Raw genomic sequence first — 14,540 nt, 5'->3', positions numbered from 1 at the left:
TTCCGCTCCGGACGAAGTGAGATGCCGATGTTCCAGCAGGTCCTCGACCCGGTAGCCGGATCGCTCGGGCTCAGCGCCCTGTGCGCGGCGATCCCGCTCGTCACCCTCTTCGTGCTGCTAGGGGCGCTGAAGGTCAAAGCCTGGATCGCCGGGTTGGTCTCCCTGCTGGTCTCCATGGTCGTGGCGGTGGTGTTCTTCTCGATGCCCGTCGGCCAGACCCTGCTGTCGGCCACGGAGGGCGCCGCGTTCGGGTTCTTCCCGATCCTCTGGATCGTCATCAACGCGATCTGGGTCTACAACCTGACGGTCGCCAGCGGCCACTTCGACGTCCTGCGCCGCTCGTTCGCGAAGGTCAGCCCCGACCAGCGGATCCAGGCGATCATCATCGCCTTCTGCTTCGGCGCCCTGCTCGAGGCACTCGCCGGTTTCGGCACCCCGGTGGCCATCACCGTCGTCATGCTCATGGCGATGGGCTTCCAGCCGATCAAGGCGGCGGCGGTGGCCCTGATCGCCAACACCGCACCGGTCGCCTTCGGCGCCCTGGCCACGCCGATCGTCACGCTCGCGACGGTGACCTCCGGTGTGAACGACGACGCGCGCCTGACCGTGGACACCCTCGGCGCGATGGTCGGCCGGCAGACGCCGATCCTCGCGGTCATCGTCCCGCTGGTGCTCGTCTTCGTGGTCGACGGGAAGCGCGGTGTGCGGCAGACCTGGCTGCCGGCGATCGTTTCGGGGATCTCCTTCGCCATCGCCCAGTTCATCGCCGCCAACTACATCTCCGTGCCGCTCGCCGACATCATCGCGGCGCTCGTGTCCGCGGCCGCCGTCGTGGGGCTGCTGCGCGTGTGGCAGCCGTCGGAGTCCCCGGATCTCTCCGAGCAGGCGCACGCCACCGCCGCCATGGGCGGCGGCGGGGCGACCGCCGGGGAGACGCTGGGCGACGAGCCGGGTGAGCAGCGGGCGCACGACCGGAACGCGCCGCGTACCGGCGGAGGCGGGGCCGCCGACGGGCACCTGTCCGACCACGGTGGCGACGTCGCCAAGGCCTACGCCCCGTACCTGATCATCATCGTGATCTTCGCGCTGGCCAATCTCGCCCCCGTGAAGGCGTTCTTCGCCGAGGCGCCGTGGACGGTCAAGTTCCCGTGGCCCGGGCTGAACGTGCTCGCCCCCGGCGCCGACGAACCGCTCGCGTCCACCACGTTCACGTTCAACTGGTTCGCCGCTGCGGGCACGCTGATGATCTTCGCGGGGATCCTCACCGCGATCGTGCTGAAGGTGTCCCCGGCTCGTGCCCTCAAGGCCTACGTCGACACCTACAAAGAACTCAAGTGGGCGATCGTCACCGTCATGGCGGTCCTCGCCCTGGCCTACGTGATGAACCAGTCGGGCCAGACGACCACCCTCGGCGCCTTCCTCGCCCAGACCGGCAGCTTCTTCGTCTTCCTCTCCCCCATCCTCGGCTGGATCGGGGTGGCGGTGACCGGCTCGGACACCTCGGCCAACGCGCTGTTCGGTGCCCTGCAGGTGCAGACCGCGGCTCAGGCCGGGTTGGACCCGGTGCTGCTCGCCGCCGCCAACACCTCCGGTGGCGTCCTGGGCAAGATGGTCAGCCCGCAGAACCTCGCCATCGCGGCGGCCGCCGTGGGCATGGCGGGCAAGGAAGGGGAGCTGTTCCGCAAGGTGTTCGGTTGGAGCATCCTGCTCCTGCTGTTCATGTGCGCGATCGTGGTCCTGCAGGCCAGCCCGGTGCTCAGCTGGATGGTGCCCGGCTAAGGGCTCTGGGGGCGCTCCCCCGGCCGGACGTCGTCGCGCGCCTCGCCGAGCCGGTTGAGCCGGGCCAGCAGCTCACCCAGCGTCGCGACGTCGTCGGCCGGCCAGTCGGCGAGGTCGGCCTCCCAGCGCGCGCGGCGGGCCGCCCGGATCCGCTCGAGGCGGGCCGAGCCATCCGGTGACGGGGCGAGCACCTGCGCACGTCCGTCGACGGGGTCCGCCGTCCGGTCGACCAGGCCCAGCTCGACCAGCTTGGTGACCTGCCGGCTCACGGTGCTCTTGTCCTGGCCGAGCCGCGCGACCAGGTCGCCGGCCCGGAGCGGGCCGAGGTCCTGCAGCAGCGCCAGCAGGCCGTAGGCGGATCCGTCCAGATCGGGGTGCAGCTCCCCGGAGAGACGCTGCGAGATCACACGCGCGCGGCGCAGCAGCAGGGCGATCTCCCGCTCCAGCCGGCCGAATCCCTCCTGCGGGGCGTTCGGCCCGGCGGGCGGGGAGGTCGGCTGCCGATCGCCGTTCACCGGCCGGTCCGGGGCCGCCAGACGACGAGCGCCGAGCTGGGCGCCCGCAGCGGGACGAGGTCGCGGCGGTACCCGGCCGGCACCGCCGCCTCCGCCGCCATCCGCCGGCCCTCCGAGAGCTCCAGCTCCTCGAGCAGCTCGTGCACCCGGGACTGCAGCGCCTCGACCCGGGACTCGAGCTCGATGATCCGCTTGATGCCGGCCAGGTTGACGCCGTCCTCCTGCGACAGCCGCTGCACCTCACGGAGCAGGGCCACGTCGCGGGGGCTGTAGCGGCGTCCCCCGCCCTGGGTGCGGCCCGGGCTGACCAGACCGAGCCGGTCGTACTGGCGCAGCGTCTGGGCGTGCATGCCGGCCAGTTCGGCCGCCACCGAGATGACGAAGACGGGTGCGTCCTCGGCCATCGCGCCGGCGAAGTCCTGCGCGGCCGCCCGGCCGGTCGGGCTGGTCATCCCTGCGCTCCCTCCCGCACGGCCGCGGTGATCTGCGGCCGCGGGTCCTCGTCCATCTCCTCGGCGAGGTTCTCGATCACCTTGCGCTGCGCGGGTGTGAGCCGGACCGGCACCGCCACCTCGAGCGTGACCAGCAGGTCTCCGGTCCTGCCCTTGCCCGGTACACCGTGACCGCGCACGCGGAGGGTCCGGCCGCTCGCCGTCCCGGCCGGCACCTTGAGCGAGACGCTGCCGTCCAGCGTGGGCACCGTCAGCGTCGTCCCGAGGGATGCCTCGGCGAACGTGATCGGCACGGTCAGCGTGAGGTCCTCGCCCTTGCGGCCGAACAGGGTGTGCTCAGCGACGTGGACGACGACGAACAGGTCGCCGGCCGGGCCGCCGCGCCTGCCCGGGGCCCCCTTGCCGGCCAGCCGGATGCGCTGGCCGTCCTTGACGCCGGCCGGGATGCGAACCGTGATCGTCCGGGTCTGGGAGGTGATCCCGCTGCCGGCACACGTCGGGCAGGGGTCGTCGATGACCGAACCGGTGCCACGGCAGGCGCGGCACGGCTCGGAGAACGCGAACGCGCCCTGGCTCCGGCTGGTGACCCCCGCGCCCTGGCAGACGGTGCAGGTGTGCGGCGAGGTCCCCGGCTTGGCGCCGCTGCCCGAGCAGGTCGGGCACGTGCCGGGGCTCTGCATCCGCAGCGGCACGGTCACACCCAGGACGGCCTCGTCGAACGAGAGCGTCGCCTCGGTCTCCACGTCCTGGCCACGGGCCGGCCCGGACGCCGCCTGGCTCCGGCCGCGCGCCGTGCCCTGGCCGGCGCCGCCGAAGAGACCGCCGAACAGGTCGCCGAGACCACCGGCGCGCCCGCCGCCCGCACCACCGAGCAGGTCGCCGAGGTCGAACGGCTGCCCACCGCCCGCACCGGGGAATCCGCCGGGGAACCCTCCAGCACGGCCACCGGCTCCGAACAGCCGGCGAGCCTCGTCGTACTCACCGCGCCGCTTCGGGTCGGAGAGGACGTCGTAGGCCTCGGAGACCTCCTTGAAGCGGGTCTCCGCCGCGTCGTTCCCCGGGTTCTTGTCCGGGTGCAGATCACGCGCCAGCTGCCGGTAGGCCTTCTTGATCGCCGCGGCGTCGGCGTCCTTGGGGACGCCCAGCGCGGCGTAGTAGTCCTTCTCGATGAAGTCCCGGGTGCTCATCGACACACCTCCGGTGGGGAACCAGAAGCCTGCGGCTCCACCATTCCGCCCCCTCTCCGTCTCGTGCGGGCGCCGGTCAGCCGGCGGCCGGGTCGGCGGCCGGCTGCTGCGGCGCTGCGGCGTCCGTGGCCTCCGGCTGGGCCGCCGGGGACTCGGGATCGGTCACGGCGACCATCGCCGTCCGCAGGACGCGGTCGCCCCGCCGGAAGCCCTGCCGCAGGACGGTGGTGGCCGTCGGGACGGACACCTCCGGCGACGTGTCGTGCATGACCGCCTCGTGCAGGGCCGGGTCGAAGACGTCGCCCGCCTGCCCGAACGCGGTCACGCCGAGGCCGTCGACCAGGCCGAGGACCCGGTCCGCGACCACCTTGAAGGCACCGGTCAGGTCACCGTGGTCACGGGCGCGCTCGATGTCGTCGATGATCGGGAACAGTTGCAGTGCGAACCGCTCGGCCGCCTGGTCGACGACCAGCGAGCGGTCGCGGTCCACCCGGCGCCGGTAGTTGGCGTACTCCGCGCTGACCCGCTGGAGGTCCTCGGTGCGCTCCGCCAGCTGGCTCGCCAGATCACCGCCCCCGCTGTCGCCCGTCGTCGGGGCCGCCGTCGGCTGCTCGGCGACCGGGCTCTCCTGCTCGCTCATCTGCTCCCCTGGGACGGCTGCGTTGGCCGGGCGGTCGGGGGCGGGGGTGCCGGCCGGCTGCTCGCCGGCCGGCACCCGCCGCGCACCCGTGACCGGGTCGATGCGCCGCCTGTCGTTGATGACGACGCGCGGCTCCTGCGGCTCTGTCATGACCGCTTGTCGTCGCTCTCGTCGACGATCTCGGCGTCGACGACGTCGTCGTCCTGGGAGCTGCCCGGCGTCCCGGCGGTGCCGGTGCCCTCGCTCGCCCCGGTGTCAGCGGCCTCGTGCTGGGCGTACATGGCCCCGCCGATCTCCTGCGAGACCCGCGCGACCTTCTCCTGCGCGGACTTGATCGCGTCGATGTCGGAGCCGCCGAGGGACGAGCGCAGCTCGGTCAGCGCCTCGCCGAGCTCCTCCTTCTTCTCCGCGGGGATCTTGTCGCCGTTCTCCGCGAGGAACTTCTCGGTCTGGTACTGCAGCGACTCGGCCAGGTTGCGGGTCTCGGCCTCCTCGCGGCGCTTCTTGTCCTCCTCGGCGTGGGCCTCGGCGTCCTTCATCATCCGCTCGATGTCGTCCTTCGGGAGGGCCGAGCCGCCGGTGATCGTCATCGACTGCTCCTTGCCCGTGCCGAGGTCCTTCGCGTGGACGTGGACGATGCCGTTGGCATCGATGTCGAAGGCGACCTCGATCTGCGGGACGCCGCGCGGCGCCGGGGGCAGGCCGGTCAGCTCGAACATGCCGAGCTTCTTGTTGTAGGCCGCCATCTCGCGCTCGCCCTGGAAGACCTGGATCTGCACGGACGGCTGGTTGTCGTCGGCCGTCGTGAAGATCTCGGAGCGCTTGGTCGGGATCGTGGTGTTCCGCTCGATGAGCTTGGTCATGATCCCGCCCTTCGTCTCGATGCCCAGGGACAGCGGGGTGACGTCGAGGAGCAGCACGTCCTTGACCTCGCCGCGGAGGACACCGGCCTGGAGCGCGGCGCCGATGGCCACGACCTCGTCCGGGTTGACGCCCTTGTTGGGCTCCTTGCCACCGGTCATCTCACGGACCAGGTCCGTGACGGCGGGCATGCGGGTCGAGCCACCGACGAGGACGACGTGGTCGATCTGGCCGACGGAGATGCCGGCGTCGCGGATCGCCTGGTTGAACGGCGCGCGGGTGCGCTCGAGCAGGTCCTGGGTGAGCCGCTGGAACTCGGCGCGGGTGATCGTGACGTCGAGGTGCAGCGGACCCTCGGCCCCGGCGGTGATGTAGGGCAGGTTGATGTTGGTCGACTGCGCCTGGGACAGCTCGATCTTGGCCTTCTCGGCGGCCTCCCGGAGGCGCTGCATGGCCAGCTTGTCCTTGGACAGGTCGATGCCGTTGGACGCGTTGAAGGTCTTGACCAGGTGGGTCATGACCTTCTCGTCCCAGTCGTCGCCGCCGAGGTGGTTGTCACCGGCGGTGGCCTTGACCTCGATGACGCCGTCCCCGATCTCGAGGAGGGACACGTCGAACGTGCCGCCACCGAGGTCGAAGACGAGGATCGTCTGCTCGGTCTCGCCCTTGTCCAGGCCGTAGGCCAGCGCGGCCGCGGTCGGCTCGTTGACGATGCGCAGGACGTTGAGGCCCGCGATCTCACCGGCCTCCTTGGTGGCCTGGCGCTGCGCGTCCTCGAAGTAGGCCGGCACGGTGATGACGGCGTCGGTCACCGGCTCGCCCAGGTAGGTCTCGGCGTCGCGCTTGAGCTTCTGCAGGATCCGGGCGCTGATCTCCTGCGGGGTGTACTTCTTGCCGTCGATCTCGCTGGTCTTCCAGTCGGTGCCCATGTGCCGCTTGACGGAGCGGATGGTGCGGTCGACGTTGGTGACCGCCTGGTTCTTGGCCGACTGACCGACGAGGACCTCGCCGTTCTTGGCGAAGGCGACGACCGACGGGGTGGTGCGTGAACCCTCGGAGTTCGCGATGACCGTCGGCTCACCGCCCTCGAGGACGGTGACGACGGAGTTGGTGGTGCCGAGGTCGATGCCGACCGCTCGAGCCATGGGGGTGGACCTCTCTCATCTGTGCCGGGGTGGTGCTGGTCTCGGAGCCTGGCGGAACACTCTTGCGTGGGGTCCGCTCAACTTTCCTGCCCACCATAACGGCATGGATTCGAGTCGTGTTCCCGGGGGCGGGTCGTCGCCGTCCTCGGTGCCGCGGTGTCGTCGTCAGTCCCGGGCTACAGCGCGGACTTCTCCACCACATGACGGCACTCGCGGATGGCGCCGTCCACAGGATCCTCGTCGAGCACGCGGCCCCGCCCGTCGCTCGCTCAGACTTCGGCGGTGCATCCGCTCCTTCGTTCCGTAGCGCAGCGCCACAGCGGGGTCTTCACCGCCTCCGACGCCCGGCGCGCGGGGTACGCGCACCCCGAGATCCGGCAGCTGTGCGCATCCGGCCGGTGGCAGCGGCTCCGCCGGGGCGTCTACATCGCGGCCGACGACCTGGCGCGCGCCGCGGAGCAGGGGCGACGACACCAGCTCGACTGCCTGGCGGTACTCCTGGCGGTGGACCGTCCGTCGGCGGCCGTCAGCCACCGGTCGGCGGCGCGGCTGTGGGGATTTCCGCAGCTGCGGAGGCCCGCGGACGTCGTCCGTCTCACCGACCCCACGCATGGTCATGACGGACGCGGGTTCCACGTCACGCGCGCCCCGCTCGATCCCCGCGAGGTGAGCATCCGCGGCCCGTTCCGCCTGACCACGGCCGCCCGCACGCTCGTCGACGTCGCCAGGGAGGAACCGCTCGAGGACGCCGTCGTCGCCATGGACGGCGGCCTGCTCGCGGGCAGAGTCACCCGGCAGGAGTTGCGTAACGCGGCGGAACGAGCCGCGACCTGGCGGGGCGGGCGCAGGGCCGCCCGGGCGGTCGCGCTCGCCGACGGACGCGCCGAGTCGCCACTGGAGACGCGTGGCCGGCTCCGCATCGTCGGCGCGGAGCTGCCCTCGCCCGAGCTCCAGGTCGAGATCCGGGCCGGCAGTCGGCTCGTGGGCGTGGTCGACGCCTGGTTCGAGGCGGCTGCCGTCGCCGTGGAGTTCGACGGCCGCGTCAAGTACACCGACCCGTGGCGCGACCGGACCCCCGAACGCGTGCTGTGGGAGGAGAAACGCCGCGAGGACGAGCTGCGGGCGCTCGACGTCCGCGTGGTCCGGGTCGCCGACGCGGATCTGGTCACGGCTCGCTGGGCGGCCGTGGAGGGACGGCTGCGCGAGCTCCTGGCGGCGCCCGGACCCCGGATCCGCCGGTTCACGTCGACGCCCCGCTCCGCCGGCCTCCCGCGCACCGGCTGACGTCCGCGGTGTGGACGTCCGCGGTGTGGACGTCCGCGGTGTGGACGTCCGCGGTGTCGATGTCCGCGGTGTCGATGTCCGCGGTGTGGACGTCCGCGGAGTGGATGACAGTGCGGCAGCACAGCGCGGACATGTCCACCACACCGCGGACGTCGCGAAGGCGACCGCCGTGCCCCTTGCACGGGAACGGCGACCACCGCCGCAGACCGCTTGGATTACCAGCGAGTAGCCCTGCGGTCGGGGAGCTATCGTGCGAGGCAGTCAGAGCCTCGTCGTCGCACGGCGGACGGGAGTCGGCCGACGCCGCCAGGCGTACGCGGGAGGAAGAAGATGACGGGCCCGTTGCAGATCGTCCTGGGGACGATCAGCGTCCTGTTCCTGATCGTCGCCTCGGTCATGGCCTACCGGGCGGTCCGGGCGATGGTGCGGATCATCCGCACGGGCCAGCCGGACGCCACCCGCTCCGGCCCGGTCAAGACCCGCCTCAAGACGCTGGCGATCGAGTCGCTGGGCCACACCCGGATGCTCAAGTGGTCGACCATCGGGATCGCCCACTGGTTCGTCTTCGTCGGCTTCTACGGCCTGTTCCTCACGCTGGTCGAGGCCTTCGGCGAGGTCTGGAACCCGGCGTTCCACCTGCCGCTGATCGGCGAGTTCTTCCTGTGGAACCTGTTCGCCGACCTGATCGGCACCGGCACCATCCTCGGCATCCTCTACCTGATCTACCGGCGCCAGAAGGACCACCCGCGCCGGCAGGGCCGGAAGAGCCGCTTCGCCGGCACCAACGAGGGGCGCGGCTACTTCGTCGAGGCCGTCGTCCTCACCGTCGGCACCTGCATCCTGCTGATCCGCGCCCTGAAGGTCTCCTCCGGCCTCACCGACACACCTGCCTGGTCGCACCCGGTCTCCAGCGCGCTGGCCACCGTGCTGCCCGACAGCCCCGACCTGCTGACCGTCGTCGCCTTCGTCAAGATCGTGGTGAGCCTCGTCTGGCTCGTCGTCATCAGCCGGATCCTGAACATGGGTGTCGCCTGGCACCGGTTCAGCGCCTTCTTCAACATCTACTTCAAGCGTGAGGACGACGGCGCCGTCGCCCTCGGCCCGCTGCAGCCGATGACCAGCGGCGGCAAGCCCATCGACTTCGAGGATCCCGGCGAGGACGACGTCTTCGGCCGCGGGAAGATCGAGGACTTCACCTGGAAGGGGATGCTCGACTTCACCACCTGCACCGAGTGCGGGCGGTGCCAGAGCCAGTGCCCGGCGTGGAACACGGGCAAGCCGCTCAGCCCGAAGATGGTGATCATGGACCTCCGCGATCATCTCTACGCGAAGGCGCCCTACCTGCTCGGCGAGAAGACCGCGAGCGAGACCGCCCCCGACTACGACGTCCTCGAGCCCAGCGACGAGCAGGCCTGGGCCTCCGGATACGCCCGCATCGAGGGCACGAACGACGCCCAGGCGCACCGCCCGCTGGTCGGCACGCTGGAGGAGGGCGGGGTCATCGACCCCGACGTCCTGTGGAGCTGCACGAGCTGCGGGGCATGCGTGGAGCAGTGCCCGGTCGACATCGAGCACGTCGACCACATCATGGACATGCGGCGCTACCAGACCCTGATCGAGTCGAGCTTCCCCTCCGAGGCCGGCGTGATGATGCGGAACCTCGAGAACCGCGGCAATCCGTGGGGCGTGGGCGGCAACGTCCGAGAGGAGTGGATGAAGGACCTCGACTTCGAGGTGCGCCAGGTCGACGGCCCGATCCCCTACGAGGTCGAGTACCTGTTCTGGGTGGGGTGTGCCGGCGCCATCGACGACCGGGCCAAGAAGGTCACCAAGGCCGTCGCCGAGCTGCTGCACCTGGCCGACGTCGAGTTCGCCGTCCTCGGCTCCGGCGAGACCTGCTCGGGCGACCCGGCCCGCCGGATGGGCAACGAGTTCCTCTTCCAGCAGCTGGCGATGGAGAACGTCGAGACGCTCAACGCCGCCTTCGAGGGCCGGGTGCCGGGGATGCGCAAGATCGTGGCCACCTGCCCGCACTGCTTCAACTCGCTCGGCCGCGAGTACCCCCAGCTCGGCGGCGACTACGAGGTCGTCCACCACACCCAGCTGCTGGGCAAGCTGGTGGAGGAGGGCCGGCTGACCCCGGTCACGCCGGTCGACCGCAAGGTCACCTACCACGACCCGTGCTTCCTGGGCCGGCACAACAAGGTCTACACGCCCCCGCGCGAGATCCTGGACTCCGTCCAGGGTCTGTCCACGCAGGAGATGCACCGCTGCAAGGACCGCGGCTTCTGCTGCGGCGCCGGCGGGGCGCGCATGTGGATGGAGGAGAAGATCGGCAAGCGGATCAACATGGAGCGGACCGAGGAGGCGCTCGAGCTCGATCCCGACGTCATCTCCACGGCCTGCCCGTTCTGCATCACCATGCTCAGCGACGCGCTCAACACCAAGAAGCAGAACGGGGAGGCCAAGGACCACGTCGAGGTCCTCGACGTCAGCCAGATCCTGCTGCGGTCGATGGCCCCGGTCGGTGCGCCCGGCGCGGCGTCCGGTCCCGAGGTCGGCACCGTCTCCGACGACCCGGCCGGCGCCGGTTCCCCCGCCACGGAGCACGGCCCCCAGGCCTGAGCACCGACACTGGACGGCGGCGCGCGGCACCCCGGGTGCCGCGCGCCGCCCCGCGATAGGACTTCCCCGTGCTGCTGCACCTCCGGATCACCGTGCCCGAGGCGAGTTCCGCCGAGGTGCTCGACCTGCTCGGCCGGCACGTCGGGGTCACGCACCTCGTGCACTTCCCCGGCGCGGTGCGGCGCCCGTCGGGCGACCTGGTGCTCTGCGACGTCGCCCGCGAGTCCGTGGACGCCCTCGTCGACGACCTGCAGGAGCTCGGCGTCGTGCGGGACGGCGGGATCGCCATCGAGGCGGTGGACACCTCGCTCTCCCGGGCGAGCGACCGCGCCGTGCGGGCCGCCCCGGGCGACGGGGCGGACGCCGTCGTCTGGGAGCAGGTCATCCGGACGGCCGGAGGAGAATCCCGGCTGACGTTCACCTTCGTCACCTTCCTGACCATCGCGAGCCTGCTCGCCGCGCTGGCGATCGTCACGGACTCGGCGGTCCTGCTGATCGGCGGCATGGTGATGGGCCCCGAGTTCAGCCCGCTGGCCGGGCTGGCGCTGGGCCTGGTGCACCGCCGGGCGTCGCTGTTCCGGCGCTCCCTCCGCACGCTGGGCATCGGCTTCGCCATCGCCACGGCCCTCACCATCGTGGGCGCCGTCGCGCTGCGCGCCGCCGGCTGGGCGGGCATCGAGGATCTCCTGGCCGAACGGCCCGAGACCGGGTTCATCACCCGCCCCGACCGCTGGTCCTTCCCCGTGGCGTTCATCGCCGGCGCCGCCGGGATGCTCTCCCTCACCTCGGCCAAGTCCAGCAGCCTGGTCGGTGTCTTCATCTCGGTCACGACCGTGCCGGCCACCGCGGCCTTCGCCCTCGGCGTCGCCTTCGGGGACTGGACCGACGCGGGCCGGTCCCTCCTGCAGCTGGCGATCAACGTCGGCGGCATCCTGCTGGCCGCGCTGGTGACGCTGCTCGTCCTCAAGGGCATCTGGCGGCGGGTGCCCAGTGCCCTGCCCCGCGCGGTCCGCGGCGGGGTCGTCGGGCAGGAGACATGACGGCGCCCGGCTCCCGGCGCGGCCTGGTGCTGATCGGTGCGGCGATCGTGCTCACCGGGCTGAACCTGCGGACGGCGGTGAACAGCGTCGGCCCGGTCCTCCAGGAGCTGCAGACCGGTCTGGGCCTGTCCAGCGGTCAGGCCGGCCTGATCACCACGATGCCACTGATCTGCTTCGCGGCACTGGGGTTCGCCGGTCCGCCGCTGTCCGCGCGCTTCCGCGACTCCTCCGTGCTCGCAGGGGCGCTGCTGGCCATGGCGGCCGGGACCGTGGTGCGCGCGGCCGCCGGCTCGCTCTGGCTGTTCCTCGGCGGCACCGTGCTGGCGATGGTCGGCGGCGCGCTCGGGAACGTGCTGCTGCCCAGCCTGGTGAAGCGGTACTTCCCCGATCGGACCGGGCTCCTCGTCGGCGCATACGGCACCGCCATGACCGTGGGCGGTGCGATCGCCTCCGTCTCGACCGCCCCTATCGCCGCCGCGACGGGCGCGGAGGGGTGGCGATGGGGGCTCGGCTGCTGGGCGGTGTTCGCCGCGCTCGCGGCGATCCCCTGGCTCGCCGTCCCCGCCAGGCCGGGCGCCTCTCGCGGAAGCCATGCCGCCGTCCGGATGCGCGCGCTCGTGCACAGCCGGCTCGCGATCGCCCTCACGGTCTTCCTCGGGCTGCAGGCGATGCAGGCCTACATCCTGGTCGGGTGGCTGGCGCAGTACCTGCGGGACGCCGGCTTGAGCCCCGCCGGGGCCGGTCTGCTGCTCGGTCTGAATCTGCTGGTCGCCATCCCCCTCAACGCCGTCGTCCCGGGCCTCACGGTCCGCGCGCACCTCCAGCGACCGCTGCTCGTCACGTTCGTGGCCAGCTACATCGCCGGCTGGGTGGGCCTGCGGGTGGCCCCGCTGGCGGTGTCCTGGCTGTGGATGGCGCTGCTGGCCATCGGCATGGCCAGCTTCTCGATGGTCCTGACTCTCATCGGGTTGCGCGCCCGGACGCCGGAGACCACGGCAGCCCTGTCCACCGTCGCCCAGGGCTGGGGCTACCTGCTGGCCGGGGCGGGGCCGCTGCTCGTGGGGGTCCTGAGGGGCCTCACCGGGAACTACGACGGCATGTTCGTGCTGCTGCTGGTCGGGATCGCCGGCCTGATGGTCAGTGGCTGGCTGGCGACGCGGCAGGAGTACGTCGACGACGAGGTGGGCCGCGCCGTCCCGGGCTGGTCTGCGGCCGGGAGGGGCGACGACGTCGAGGCCGGCCGGCAGGTCGTGTGACCGGCGTCCCGCCGCGCCTGCGGGGCGGTCCCAGCAGACTGGGCGCTGTGCGGGCGGACGGGACACGGTGGTGGGCCGGCCCCCTCGACCTCCTCCTCGTCGCCCTCCTCGCCCTGGCGGGCGCGGCCGCCCTCGAGGCCGTCTCCGTCCCCTCGGCAGCCCTCTTCGCCGGACTGGCGGTGGGGCTCGTCCGGGCGCTGTACCTGCCGCGGCGGATCGTCGTGCCCCGGCCCGCGCTGACCGCGGCGCACATCGTGATCGGGGTCATGGTGGGCACCCTCGTCCAGCTCGACACGCTCGCGGCCATCGCCCGGGACTGGGTGCCGGTCGTTCTCGTCACCGCGACGACGCTCGTGCTGAGCCTGGCGGCCGGTCAGCTCATGGCGCTCCGGCGCGGGATCACCCCGGACACGGGGGCGTTCGCCATGATCGCCGGCGGGGCGACCGGCATCACCGCGATGGCCCGTGACCTCGGTGCGGACGAAAGGATGGTCGCCGTCCTGCAGTACCTGCGGGTGCTGCTGATCGTCCTGGCCATGCCCTTGGTGGCGCTCCTGGTCTACGGAGCCGAGCCCGGATCGGGAGGCGGGGCGGACCCCGGCGACGGTCCCGGCTGGTGGGCGGAGCTGGGATTCACGATCGGGTGCGGGCTGGTGGGCACGCTGCTCGCCGGGCTGCTCCGGGTGCCGGTCGCCTCCCTCCTGGGCCCGATGCTGGTGGCGGCCGCCCTGGACCTGGGTGGGCTGTCCGGCGGAGCGGGCGTGCCGGTCCCGCTGGAGAGCCTCGCCTTCCTCCTCGTCGGACTGCAGGTCGGGGTCAACTTCACCCGTTCCAGCCTGCGGATGGTCGGCCGCGCCCTCCCGCTGGCCCTGCTGGTCATCGTGCTGCTCGGGTGCGCCTGCGCGGGCCTGGGCGCCCTCCTCGCCGGCACGACCGGCGTCAGCCCGCTGGACGGGTACCTCGCCACCACGCCGGGCGGGATGAACGCGGTCCTCGTGACGGCCACCGACAGCGGGGCTGACACCACGTTCGTGCTCGCCGTACAGGTCCTGCGGCTGTTCGCGATGCTGCTCAGCGCCCCGCTGGTGGCCCGCCTGCTGAGGCGGCGGACGTGAGGCACCCTATTGCCCGCCTCCCGGTCAGTCCTCCGCGGGACGGGTCTCCGTCCGCGTGAAGTTGCGGTAGGAGCGGGACGGCGTCGGACCGCGCTGGTCCTGGTAGCGCGAGCCGTAGACCGCCGAGCCGTAGGGGTGCTCGGCCGGGGTGGACAGCCGGAACATGCACAGCTGGCCGATCTTCATGCCCGGCCACAGGGTGATCGGCAGGTTCGCGACGTTGGACAGCTCCAGCGTGATGTGCCCGGAGAAGCCGGGGTCGACGAAACCCGCGGTCGAGTGCGTGAGCAATCCGAGACGCCCGAGACTCGATTTCCCCTCCAGCCGTGCTGCGAGGTCGTCGGGGATGCTGACCACCTCGAGGGTGGAACCGAGCACGAACTCGCCCGGGTGCAGCACGAACGGCTCGTCCCCCTCCGGCTCGACCAGCGTGGTCAGGTCGTCCTGCTGCAGGGCCGGGTCGATGTGGGTGTACCGGGCGTTGTTGAACACGCGGAAGAACCGGTCGAGCCGCACGTCGACGCTCGAGGGCTGCACCAGCCCCGCGTCGTAGGGCTCGATGCCGAGCCGCCCCTCGGCGATCGCAGCCTTGATGTCGCGGTCGGACAGCAGCATGGCGCGGAGTCTAGGGAACCGGCCCG

At 71.9% G+C, this 14,540-nt stretch carries 12 protein-coding genes; 6 read left to right on the top strand and 6 right to left on the bottom strand.

Annotated elements, in window-relative coordinates:
- The first annotated feature begins 27 nt into the window (after positions 1–27).
- The gene (locus tag E4P39_RS07425; RefSeq protein ID WP_135135765.1) at positions 28–1,779 is read left to right on the top strand and encodes an L-lactate permease; all 1,752 of its coding nucleotides are present in this window, start codon (positions 28–30) and stop codon (positions 1,777–1,779) included.
- Here the strand turns inward: E4P39_RS07425 and E4P39_RS07420 are convergent.
- The 5 genes from E4P39_RS07420 to dnaK form a co-directional block, all read right to left on the bottom strand.
- A complete protein-coding gene (locus E4P39_RS07420; protein WP_135135764.1) occupies positions 1,776–2,294 on the bottom strand; it encodes a helix-turn-helix domain-containing protein in 519 nt (172 codons plus the stop codon). The genes E4P39_RS07425 and E4P39_RS07420 overlap by 4 nt on opposite strands.
- The gene (locus E4P39_RS07415) at positions 2,291–2,746 is read right to left on the bottom strand and encodes a helix-turn-helix transcriptional regulator (protein ID WP_135135763.1); all 456 of its coding nucleotides are present in this window, start codon (positions 2,744–2,746) and stop codon (positions 2,291–2,293) included. Before E4P39_RS07415 ends, E4P39_RS07420 begins: the two co-directional genes overlap by 4 nt.
- Positions 2,743–3,933: a molecular chaperone DnaJ gene (gene dnaJ / locus E4P39_RS07410; RefSeq protein ID WP_135135762.1), complete on the bottom strand. Its 1,191-nt coding sequence runs from the start codon at positions 3,931–3,933 to the stop codon at positions 2,743–2,745. The genes E4P39_RS07415 and dnaJ overlap by 4 nt, the downstream gene beginning before the upstream one ends.
- Positions 3,934–4,009: 76 nt before the next feature.
- Positions 4,010–4,723, bottom strand: a complete 714-nt coding sequence (gene grpE / locus E4P39_RS07405) for a nucleotide exchange factor GrpE (RefSeq protein ID WP_135135761.1) — start codon at positions 4,721–4,723, stop codon at positions 4,010–4,012.
- Positions 4,720–6,579, bottom strand: a complete 1,860-nt coding sequence (gene dnaK / locus E4P39_RS07400; protein WP_135135760.1) for a molecular chaperone DnaK — start codon at positions 6,577–6,579, stop codon at positions 4,720–4,722. The genes grpE and dnaK overlap by 4 nt, the downstream gene beginning before the upstream one ends.
- A 282-nt stretch (positions 6,580–6,861) precedes the next feature.
- Between dnaK and E4P39_RS07395 the strand changes: the two genes are divergently transcribed.
- The 5 genes from E4P39_RS07395 (at position 6,862) to E4P39_RS07370 (ending at position 13,899) form a co-directional block, all read left to right on the top strand.
- Complete coding sequence (locus tag E4P39_RS07395; protein ID WP_135135759.1) at positions 6,862–7,863, top strand: type IV toxin-antitoxin system AbiEi family antitoxin domain-containing protein; 1,002 nt, start codon at positions 6,862–6,864, stop codon at positions 7,861–7,863.
- A 330-nt stretch (positions 7,864–8,193) separates the two neighbouring features.
- On the top strand, positions 8,194–10,488 hold the full coding sequence (locus tag E4P39_RS07385) for a (Fe-S)-binding protein (RefSeq protein ID WP_135135758.1): 2,295 nt from the start codon (positions 8,194–8,196) through the stop codon (positions 10,486–10,488).
- Positions 10,489–10,556: 68 nt separating this feature from the next.
- The gene (locus E4P39_RS07380; protein ID WP_135135757.1) at positions 10,557–11,528 is read left to right on the top strand and encodes a DUF389 domain-containing protein; all 972 of its coding nucleotides are present in this window, start codon (positions 10,557–10,559) and stop codon (positions 11,526–11,528) included.
- Positions 11,525–12,784, top strand: a complete 1,260-nt coding sequence (locus E4P39_RS07375) for an MFS transporter (protein WP_135135756.1) — start codon at positions 11,525–11,527, stop codon at positions 12,782–12,784. Before E4P39_RS07380 ends, E4P39_RS07375 begins: the two co-directional genes overlap by 4 nt.
- 47 nt (positions 12,785–12,831) lie before the next feature.
- Complete coding sequence (locus tag E4P39_RS07370; protein ID WP_135135755.1) at positions 12,832–13,899, top strand: AbrB family transcriptional regulator; 1,068 nt, start codon at positions 12,832–12,834, stop codon at positions 13,897–13,899.
- 24 nt (positions 13,900–13,923) lie between these two features.
- Here the strand turns inward: E4P39_RS07370 and dcd are convergent, their stop codons facing one another.
- Positions 13,924–14,514: a dCTP deaminase gene (gene dcd, locus E4P39_RS07365; RefSeq protein ID WP_135135754.1), complete on the bottom strand. Its 591-nt coding sequence runs from the start codon at positions 14,512–14,514 to the stop codon at positions 13,924–13,926.
- Positions 14,515–14,540 lie beyond the last annotated feature (26 nt).

Source organism: Blastococcus sp. CT_GayMR19, assembly GCF_004570385.1.
Taxonomy (GTDB): Bacteria; Actinomycetota; Actinomycetes; order Mycobacteriales; family Geodermatophilaceae; genus Blastococcus_B.
The sequence above is the reverse complement of the archived record's forward strand: the minus strand, read 5'-3'. Positions and strand labels throughout refer to the sequence as shown.

Excerpts from the sequence above, each read along its gene's own strand:
- dcd (WP_135135754.1), bottom strand. The coding sequence starts at position 14,514 with ATGCTGCTGTCCGACCGCGACATCAAGGCTGCGATCGCCGAGGGGCGG.
- E4P39_RS07375 (WP_135135756.1), top strand. The coding sequence starts at position 11,525 with ATGACGGCGCCCGGCTCCCGGCGCGGCCTGGTGCTGATCGGTGCGGCG.
- E4P39_RS07425 (WP_135135765.1), top strand. The coding sequence starts at position 28 with ATGTTCCAGCAGGTCCTCGACCCGGTAGCCGGATCGCTCGGGCTCAGC.
- dnaK (WP_135135760.1), bottom strand. The coding sequence starts at position 6,579 with ATGGCTCGAGCGGTCGGCATCGACCTCGGCACCACCAACTCCGTCGTC.
- E4P39_RS07415 (WP_135135763.1), bottom strand. The coding sequence starts at position 2,746 with ATGACCAGCCCGACCGGCCGGGCGGCCGCGCAGGACTTCGCCGGCGCG.
- grpE (WP_135135761.1), bottom strand. The coding sequence starts at position 4,723 with ATGACAGAGCCGCAGGAGCCGCGCGTCGTCATCAACGACAGGCGGCGC.
- dnaJ (WP_135135762.1), bottom strand. The coding sequence starts at position 3,933 with ATGAGCACCCGGGACTTCATCGAGAAGGACTACTACGCCGCGCTGGGC.
- E4P39_RS07385 (WP_135135758.1), top strand. The coding sequence starts at position 8,194 with ATGACGGGCCCGTTGCAGATCGTCCTGGGGACGATCAGCGTCCTGTTC.